At 72.4% G+C, this 8,510-nt stretch carries 8 protein-coding genes; 3 read left to right on the top strand and 5 right to left on the bottom strand.

The genetic code is table 11. The features are described 5' to 3' along the window. Nucleotides 1-4: 4 nt before the first annotated feature. Complete coding sequence (locus tag FHG89_RS26495; RefSeq protein ID WP_139587131.1) at nt 5-199, bottom strand: DUF2795 domain-containing protein; 195 nt, start codon at nt 197-199, stop codon at nt 5-7. 100 nt (nt 200-299) lie between these two features. Here FHG89_RS26495 and FHG89_RS26500 point away from each other — a divergent pair, with 100 nt between their 5' ends. Continuing rightward, nucleotides 300-1,556 carry an erythromycin esterase family protein gene (locus FHG89_RS26500; RefSeq protein ID WP_139587132.1) on the top strand — a complete coding sequence of 419 codons (1,257 nt, stop codon included), beginning with the start codon at nt 300-302 and terminating at the stop codon, nt 1,554-1,556. Nucleotides 1,557-1,620: 64 nt separating this feature from the next. Here the strand turns inward: FHG89_RS26500 and FHG89_RS26505 are convergent, their stop codons facing one another. The 3 genes from FHG89_RS26505 to FHG89_RS26515 form a co-directional block, all read right to left on the bottom strand. Then, on the bottom strand, nt 1,621-3,822 hold the full coding sequence (locus tag FHG89_RS26505) for an MMPL family transporter (RefSeq protein ID WP_139587133.1): 2,202 nt from the start codon (nt 3,820-3,822) through the stop codon (nt 1,621-1,623). Further along, a complete protein-coding gene (locus tag FHG89_RS26510; protein ID WP_139587134.1) occupies nt 3,822-4,409 on the bottom strand; it encodes a TetR/AcrR family transcriptional regulator in 588 nt (195 codons plus the stop codon). The genes FHG89_RS26505 and FHG89_RS26510 overlap by 1 nt, the downstream gene beginning before the upstream one ends. Before the next feature lie 100 nt (nt 4,410-4,509). Further along, nucleotides 4,510-4,944: a winged helix-turn-helix transcriptional regulator gene (locus FHG89_RS26515; RefSeq protein ID WP_244295877.1), complete on the bottom strand. Its 435-nt coding sequence runs from the start codon at nt 4,942-4,944 to the stop codon at nt 4,510-4,512. A 76-nt stretch (nt 4,945-5,020) separates the two neighbouring features. On the opposite strand from FHG89_RS26515, the gene FHG89_RS26520 reads away from it, so the two are divergent. After that, nucleotides 5,021-6,538 (top strand): MFS transporter, encoded by a 1,518-nt coding sequence (locus tag FHG89_RS26520; RefSeq protein WP_139587135.1) that lies wholly within the window; start codon nt 5,021-5,023, stop codon nt 6,536-6,538. Continuing rightward, nucleotides 6,535-7,494 (top strand): non-homologous end-joining DNA ligase, encoded by a 960-nt coding sequence (gene ligD / locus FHG89_RS26525; protein ID WP_139587136.1) that lies wholly within the window; start codon nt 6,535-6,537, stop codon nt 7,492-7,494. Before FHG89_RS26520 ends, ligD begins: the two co-directional genes overlap by 4 nt. A gap of 24 nt (nt 7,495-7,518) precedes the next feature. Here ligD and FHG89_RS26530 read toward each other — a convergent pair. Next, nucleotides 7,519-8,510 (bottom strand): chitinase (locus FHG89_RS26530; protein ID WP_139587137.1); only part of this gene is annotated, 992 nt, incomplete at its 5' end.

The following is an 8,510-nucleotide window of genomic DNA, read 5'->3' on the forward strand; positions in this document are numbered from 1 at the left end:
GGGGTCAGGTTGGGAGGGTTTTCAGGGCCTCGCTCAGCTCCATGGGGGACTCGAACTGCTCCGCCGGCAACGCCTGCAACATCTGCAACATGGCGGTGCTGGCCCCGTTCTCCTGCCCCCAGCGGACGAGGTCCTCGCGGGAGACCGGGTAGTCGAGCCCGGCCAGGTACTCCTGCAACTGCACCCCGGTGACGGTCATGCCGGCCGGCTACCCGCTCGGACCACCCGTACACGCCGACGGCGTGTCGTCGGGCGGCGCGCCGACGGTTTGTCGGCGCGAGCGCCGGGTAGCCGCTGCCATGCTGGTTCAGCGGCTCGGCGCGCCGAGCGACTTCGACCCGTTGCTGGAGCGCGTCCGGGACGCCCGGGTGGTGATGATCGGCGAGTCCACCCACGGCAGCTACGACTACTACCGGCTGCGCGAACAGCTCACCCGCCGGCTCATCGCGGAGTGCGGCTTCTCGTTCGTGGCCGTGGAGGGCGACTGGCCGGACTGCGACCGGGTGCACCGGTCGGTGACCGCCGCGCCCGGCGGTGCCCTCGATCCGCAGACCGCGCTGGAGGGCTTCGAGCGCTGGCCGACCTGGATGTGGGCAAACGCCGAGGTGGCCCGGTTCTGCCGCTGGCTGCGCGCCTGGAACCAGGAGCTGCCGGACGGTCAGCGGGCCGGGTTCCACGGCCTCGACGTGTACAGCCTCTGGGAGTCGATGCAGGCGATCTTCGACTATCTGGGTGAGGAGGACCCGACCTCGCTGGAGGCGGCGCAGGACGCGTACCGGTGCTTCGAGCCGTACGGCAAACGGGTCGAGGAGTACGGCGCGGCCAGCCGGTTCGTCTCCGCCCGCTGCGAGGAGGAGGTCGTCCGGCTGTTGGCCCGTACCCGGGAACAGGCCATGTCGGACGGCCCGGACCGCTTCTCGGCCTGGCAGAACGCGGAGGTGGTGGCCGGTGCGGAACGCTACTACCGGGCGATGGTGGCCGGGGGGCCGGATTCGTGGAACATCCGGGACACGCACATGCAGGACACGCTTGACCGGCTGCTCGACCGGTACGGCCCGGACGCCCGGGGGATCGTCTGGGCGCACAACACGCACGTCGGGGACGCGCGGGCCACCGACATGGCCGCCGACGGGATGGTCAACATTGGTCAGTTGGCTCGGGAGCGGCACGGCAACGACGCGGTGACGCTCGTCGGTTTCGGCAGCTACCGGGGCACGGTGATCGCCGCGCCGCGGTGGGGCTCGCCGTCCGAGGCGATGATCGTCCCGCCGGCTCGGGAGGGCTCGGTGGAGCGCCGATTGCACGAGTTGATGCCGGAGCGGGCGGTGCTTGTCTTCGGTGGCGACGACCAGCCGGAGTGGGTCACCGGGACGGCGGACCACCGGGCGATCGGGGTGGTCTACGACCCGTCGTTCGAGTCCTGGGGCAACTATGTGCCCACCCGCCTGGGCGAACGCTACGACGCCTTCATCTGGTGCGACGAGACGACGGCCCTGCACCCGCTGCCGGTCCCGGCCGCCGCCGGTGAGATGGAGACCTACCCGGCGGGCGTCTGAGTACGGTCCGGACGCGACGAAGACGCGGTGCCCGAGCGGCACCGCGCCTTCGTCGTCGTACGGGTTACACCCGGCTCGGAATGCGGTCCTCCAGGTGGGTGCGCAGGCCCTCGCCTTCGATGTCGACGTTCGGCAGGGCCCGGTCGAGCCAGCGGGGGAGCCACCAGGCGCGGTCGCCGAGCAGGGACATCACCGCCGGCACGATGGTCATCCGGACCACGAACGCGTCGATGGCCACGCCGATGGCGAGCGCGAAGCCCATCGACTTGATGATCGGGTCGTCGAGGAACACGAAGCCGCCGAAGACGGACATCATGATCAGCGCGGCGGCGGTGACCACCCGGGCGCCGTGGCCCATGCCGCTGATCGTGGCCTCACGCGCGGTGTCGCCGTGCACGAAGTCCTCCCGCATCCGGGAGACCAGGAACACCTCGTAGTCCATGGCCAGCCCGAACAGGATGCCGATCAGCAGGATGGGCAGGAAGCTGACCAACGGCGCCGGGGTGTCCAGGCCGACCAGGTCGGCCAGGTGGCCCTGCTGGAAGATCGCCACCGTGATGCCGAACGTGGCGGCCACGGTGAGCAGGAAGCCCAGCGCCGCCTTGAGCGGCACCAGCAGCGAGCGGAACACCAGCATCAGCAGCAGCACCGACAGCCCGACGACCAGCAGCAGGTAGATCGGCAGGGCGTCGGAGAGCTTCTCGGAGACGTCGATGCCGATGGCCGTGGCGCCGGTGAGCAGCACGTCGACGTCCTTGACCCCGCCGACCGCGTCCCGGACCTCGTGCACCAGGGTCTCGGTGGCCTCGTCGGTCGGGCCGGTCTTCGGCACCACGCCGAGCAGGGCTGTGCGACCGTCCGGGCTGAGCTGCGGCGGCGCGACCGCGAGGACGTTCTCGGTGCGCTGGATGAGCGCGGTGACCTGCGGCAGCGCGGCGGCGGTGGCCTGTGGGTCGTCGCCCGCCACGACCACCGCGAGGCGGCCGGTGAAGCCCGGACCGAAGCCCTCGGTGGTGAGGTCGCTCGCCACCCGGGCCGGGGAGCCCTCCGTCGCCGTGCTGGCGTCCGGCAGGGCCAGCCGCATGTCCGGTGTGGGCAGCGCGAGCAGCCCCAGGCCGAGCAGCGCGACCAGGATGACCGGTACGCGGAAACGGGTCACGAAGCGTGCCCAGCGGAAGCCGAACCCGGAGCGGTCCTCGACCGGCAGCTTCTCCTCGCCCACCGGGGCGCCCGGGGCGGCGGCGTCGACCGCCGAGCGCAGCCGGCGCGGGAGCACCCGGTTGCCGGCGAAGCCGAGCAGCGCGGGCTGGAGGGTGATCGCCACGAGCACGGCGATGGTGACCGTGGCGGCGGCGGCGAGACCCATCACGGTGAGGAACGGGATGTTGACCACGGCCAACCCGGCGAGGGCGATGACCACGGTGGCGCCCGCGAAGACCACGGCGGAGCCGGCGGTGCCCACTGCCCGGCCGACCGCCTCCTCGGGGGACAGGCCTTCGAGCAGGTTCTGCCGGTGTCGGGACGTGATGAACAGCGAGTAGTCGATGCCGACCGCGAGGCCGAGCATCAGCGCCAGGATCGGCGCGGTGCTTGTCAACTCGATGGCGCCGCTCAGGGCGTACAGGCCGGCCATGCCGACGCCCACACCGATCAGCGCGTTGAGCATCGTCATTCCGGCCGCCACCAGCGAGCCGAAGGTGATGATCAGAACGATCGCGGCGACCAGCACACCGAGCGCCTCGGTGGACCCGATCTCCGGCTCGCCACCCAGCACCTCGCCGCCCGGGGCGACCTGCCAACCCCTCGCCTCGGCGGCCGAGCCGACCTCCTCGTACGCGGTGCGCTGCTCGTCGGTCACCTCGTCGCCACCGGCGGCGAACTGGACCTGGATCAGCGCGTACCGGCCGTTTGGCGAGACCGCGCCGGCCTGGAACGGGTCGACGGCGCCGACCACGCCGGGCAGCGTGGCGGCCTGCTGGACCAGCTCCCGCACCACGCTCTGGCCCTCCGGCGTGGCCAGTTGGCCGTCACCCGGTGCCTTGAGCGCGATGGTGCCGGTGGCCCCGCTGGCGGCCGGGAACTGCTCGGAGAGCAGGTCCAGCGCCTGCTGGCTCTCGGTGCCCGGCATGGTGAAGTTGCTCGCCGTCGGGCCGCGCAGGGTCGCCGCGGCGATGCCCGCGCCGACGAGTACGACGAGCCAGAGCGCGACGACGAGCCGTCGCCGGCGCAGCGCGCCCCGGCCGAGCCGGTAGAGCAGGGTGGCCATCAGGATTCCTTGTCCTCGGTCGTGGGTGGTTGGGGCAGGGGTGCGTCGACGGGTTCGACGGCCCGCCGGACGAGGGTGAGCAGGGCGGGGCGCAAATCGTCGTCGGAGACGTCGACGAACTCGGCGCACGCCTCGGAGATTCCGGCCAGCAGCACCAGCGCGGCGATCCGGGCGCTCGGCCGGTCGGAGTACCCGGCCAGCGCGTCGCGCAGCCGGTCGGAGATCTCCTGGATGTGCGCGAAGGCCGGCTGGCACAGCAGCTCCGGGAACTCTCCGCGCAGGACCGCGATCTCCCGGCGGAACCGGACCGCGAGGTCGACGAAGCCGGTGGCGGCGACCTCCTGGGCGGCGGCTCCGGTGAGCCCGGTGAGCTGGTCGTCGAGGGACTGCAGCATCGCGATGGCCGGGGCCATCAGCTCGGCGAGCAGGGCTTCCTTGTTGGCGAAGTGGTACAGGACGCTGGCCTTGGAGACGCCGACCTCGCGGGCGATGTCCTGCAGCGAGGTGCCCCGGTAGCCGGTCACCGCGAACCGTCGCGCCGCCGCGGCGAGGATCTCGCCGTGCGTCTCGGACACCGCTCTTGCCATCGCCGGTCCACCTCCGCAGACCAGCATGCCTGACCGATCGGTCAGAGCCTGACCGATCGGTCAGAAAACCCTGGTGGCGTTCCCCACACCACCGCCTGGTTTAGCCGGCGTGTTCGGCGTCGTACCTGGTCCGGGCCTCGGCGATGGCCTGGCGATGCCGCTCGGCCCAGCTGGTCAGCGCGACAAGCGACTCGTACAGCTCCATCGCCATCGGGGTTGCCGTGTACTCCACCTTCGGGGGAACGGTCGGGTAGACCGTGCGGTGCAGCAGGCCGTCGCGCTCCAGGTTGCGCAGGGTCAGCGTGAGCATCCGGCGGCTGATGCCCTCGATGTGCCGCTCCAGTTCGGTGAAGCGCACCGGGCCGTTCGACGCGGCCACCAGGATGCCGATGCTCCACTTGCCGCCGACCCGGTCCAGCACCTCGCGGACGGTGCACGCCCGAGCCTGCCCGGGGGTGAACGGCACGTTCCCGGCGGCGCAGGTGAACTCCGCCTCGACCTGCTCGGACACATCGCTGTTCCTCTGGGACATCACAGTGCCTCCTTCCGCTCCGGCTCATGGTCACAGACGATGGCGTCAGTAACAAAGCGTGCACCAAGGAGGATTTTCGATGGAGCGTACCGTCCCGGCCCGCTGGCCGGCCCTGCTCGTGCTCTGCGCCGGCAGTCTGATGATCATCCTGGATGGCAGCGTCGTCTCGGTGGCGCTGCCCGCCGTCCAGCGCGACCTGGGCTTCACCCCCGCCGGCCTGGCCTGGGTGGTCAACGCGTACCTGGTCGCGTTCGGCGGGCTGCTGCTGCTCGCCGGACGCCTCGGCGACCTGCTCGGCCGGCACCGCGTCTTCCTCGCCGGCGTCGCCCTGTTCACCCTGGCCTCGCTGGCCTGCGCGGCGGCCACCGGGCCGGCGCAGCTGGTCGGCGCGCGCTTCGGGCAGGGCGTCGGCGGCGCGCTCGCCATGGCGGTCAGCCTCGGCATGATCGTCCGGCTCTACCCCGAACCGGCCGAGCGGGCCCGCGCCATCGCCGTCTTCAGCTTCACCGGCGCGGCCGGCGCGTCGGTCGGCACGGTGGCCGGAGGCGTCCTCACCGAACTCGCCGGCTGGCGTTCGATCTTCCTGGTGAACCTCCCGATCGGGGCGGCGATCCTGCTCGCCGCCGTCCGCCGGCTCCCCGCCGAACGGGGCATCGGCCTGCGGTCGGGCCTCGACGTGCCCGGTACGCTGCTCGCCACCGCCGGCCTGATGGCGGCCGTACTGGCCATCGTGGGCACCGGCGAGCACGGCTGGACGAGCCCGCGGACCCTCGGGGCGGCGGCGCTCGCGGCACTGCTGCTCGGCGGTTTCGCGGTACGCCAGCGGACGGCGGCCACGCCGCTGCTGCCGGGCCGGGTGCTGCGCGTGCCGGGCCTGGTCGCGGCGAACACCGTGCAGTTCCTCATGGTGGCCGCGTTCTTCGGCTTCCAGTTCCTGCTCGCCGTCGAACTGCAACTGGTGCTCGGGCTGGACGCCGCGGCGACCGGCTGGGCGTTCCTGCCCACCCCGGTGGTGATCGCGGTGGTCTCGCTCGGCCTGGCCGGTCGGCTCATCACCCGGTGGGGCGCCCGGAGCGTGCTGCTGGCCGGGCTCGGCCTGGCGACCGTCGGCTTCCTGCTGCTCGCCCGGCTGCCCGCCGACGGTCGCTACCTGGCTGACGTACTCCCCGCGATGTTGATCTTCGGGGTGGCCGGCGGCCTGACCCTGCCGGCGGTCACCACGCTGGCCATGGCCGGCGCGACCGACACGGACGCCGGGCTCGCGTCCGGGCTCGCCAACACCGCCCAGCAGGTCGGCGGGGCCGTCGGACTGGCCGCGCTGGCCACCCTGGCCGCCGCCCGCACCGACGTCCTGCGGGCCGGCGGCTCGGCCGAGACGGCCGCCCTGGCGGCCGGCTACCGGACGGCGTTCGCCGTGGCCGCCGCCCTGGTGGTCGCCGCGCTGCTGGTGGCGCTGGGCACGCTGCCGCGACGGCAGGCCGGCCCGCTGACCGACGCCGACGCGCCGTCCGGCGACGGCGGGCACCGGAAACATTCCGGGTCGGAGCAACGCGCGCGGTTGACCGACGACGCCGGGGCCGAAAGGGTGATCGGATGAGCGAGGCTGACGAGACCCGCGACGGGGTGGCCCTGACCAACCTGGACCAACCCCTGTCCGACAGCGCCGATGCGACCAAGCGCGACCTGGTCGACTACCTGGACGCGGTCGCGGACCAGATCCTGCCCCAGCTGCGGGACCGGCCGCTGTCGGTGATCCGGGTCCGCCCCGGCCAACCGCCGTTCATGCAGAAGAACCTTCCCCGGTACACCCCCGACTGGGTGCGCCGGGTGCCGATCTGGGCGGAGGCGTCGCACCGGGAAATCTCCTACGCCCTCTGCGACGATCGGCGCACCCTGCTCTGGTTCGCCAACCAGAGGGCGGTGGAGTACCACCCGACACTGACCACCGTCGCCGACCAGCACCGCCCGACCCACCTGGTGCTCGACCTGGACCCGCCCGAGGGTGGTGGATTCGCCGCCGCGGTCGCCGCCGCGCTGCTGGTCCGCCAGGCGCTCGCCGACGTCGGCCTCACCGGGGCGGTCAAGACGAGCGGCGCCAAGGGCGTGCACGTCTTCGTCCCGGTGGCCGGCGACCCCTCCACCGAGGAGGTGGCCGCCGCCACCCGGGCGCTCGCCGTCCGCGCCGAACGGATCGACCCCGCGCTGGCCACCACGGCGTACATCAAGGAGGAGCGGGGCGGCCGGGTCTTCGTGGACGCCACCCGGGCCGGCGGCGCGACCGTGGCGGCCGCCTACAGCCCACGGCTGCGCCCCGGGGTGCCGGTCTCCTTCCCGGTCGACTGGGCCGACCTGACCGAGGTGACCCCGACCGACTTCACCATCCGGACGGCGCCGTCGCTGCTGGCCGGCGGCGACCCGTGGGCGGCCGCGATGCCGACGCCGCAGCCGCTCCCCGAAGACCTGGTGGCGGAGGGCCGGACCATCCCGGTGGCCCGGGTGCAGGCCATGCACGAGGGCAAGCGCCGGGCCCGCGCCCGCCGGGAAACCGGCTGACGGTACGCCCGGCGCCTGCCCTGCTCAGCGCCCCTGCAGGCGCTTCACGTTGTCGCCGAACGTCCAGCCCTTCGACCCGTCCCAGTTCGCCGACCAGGTCATCAGACCCTTGAGACCGGGTACGGAGTTCCACGCCTGCGTGACCAGCGACGTCGACAGGTAGCCGCCGCCCGCGCCGGTCTGCGCGGGCAGGCCCGGGACCTGCTTGTCGTACGGCACCCGGATGGTGGTGCCCTGGATGGTCAGGCCGTTGTTCAGGCACTGCGTCTGCACCGTGAAGCCCTGCACGGTCCCGGCGGGGTACGAGTCGCCGGCGCAGCCGTACATGCTGCCGTTGTAGTACTGCATGTTCAGCCACCACAGCCGGCCGTTGTCCACGTACTTCTTGATGATCGGCAGGTACGAACCCCAGATCGAGCCGTAGACCACGCTGCCGCCGGTGACGTAGGCCGTCTCCGGCGCCATGGTCAGGCCGAAGTTCGAGGGCATCCGGGCCAGCACTCCGTCGATGATCCGGATCAGGTTGGCCTGCGACGTGGACAGGGTGTTGATGTTGCCGCTGCCGGTCAGGCCGGTCTCGATGTCGATGTCGATGCCGTCGAAGTGGTAGGTCGTCAGGATCGGCACGATCGTGGCGATGAACCGGTCGGCGACCGCGCTGGAACTCAGGTCGATGCCCGCGGCGGCCCCGCCGATCGACATCAGGATGGTGGCACCGGCCGCCTTGGCCTGGCACATCTCGGCCGGGGTGGCCACCTTGACGCCGGCGTCCATGCCGTTCTCCCAGAGCACCGTGCCGTCCGAGCGGATCACCGGGAAGGCCGCGTTGATCACGTTGTAGCCGTGCTGGCCGAGCCGGCTGTCGGTGATCGGGATCCAGCCGAGGCCGGGGTGTACGCCGTTGGAGGCGCCGTCCCAGTTCTCCCAGTAGCCCTGCAGCACCTTGCCGGTGGGTCGCGACTTCACCGCGCAGGTCCCACCGGTCGGCGGCGTGGTCGGCGGCGGTGGGGTGGTGG

This window comes from Micromonospora orduensis (assembly GCF_006228125.1).
GTDB lineage: Bacteria > Actinomycetota > Actinomycetes > Mycobacteriales > Micromonosporaceae > Micromonospora > Micromonospora orduensis.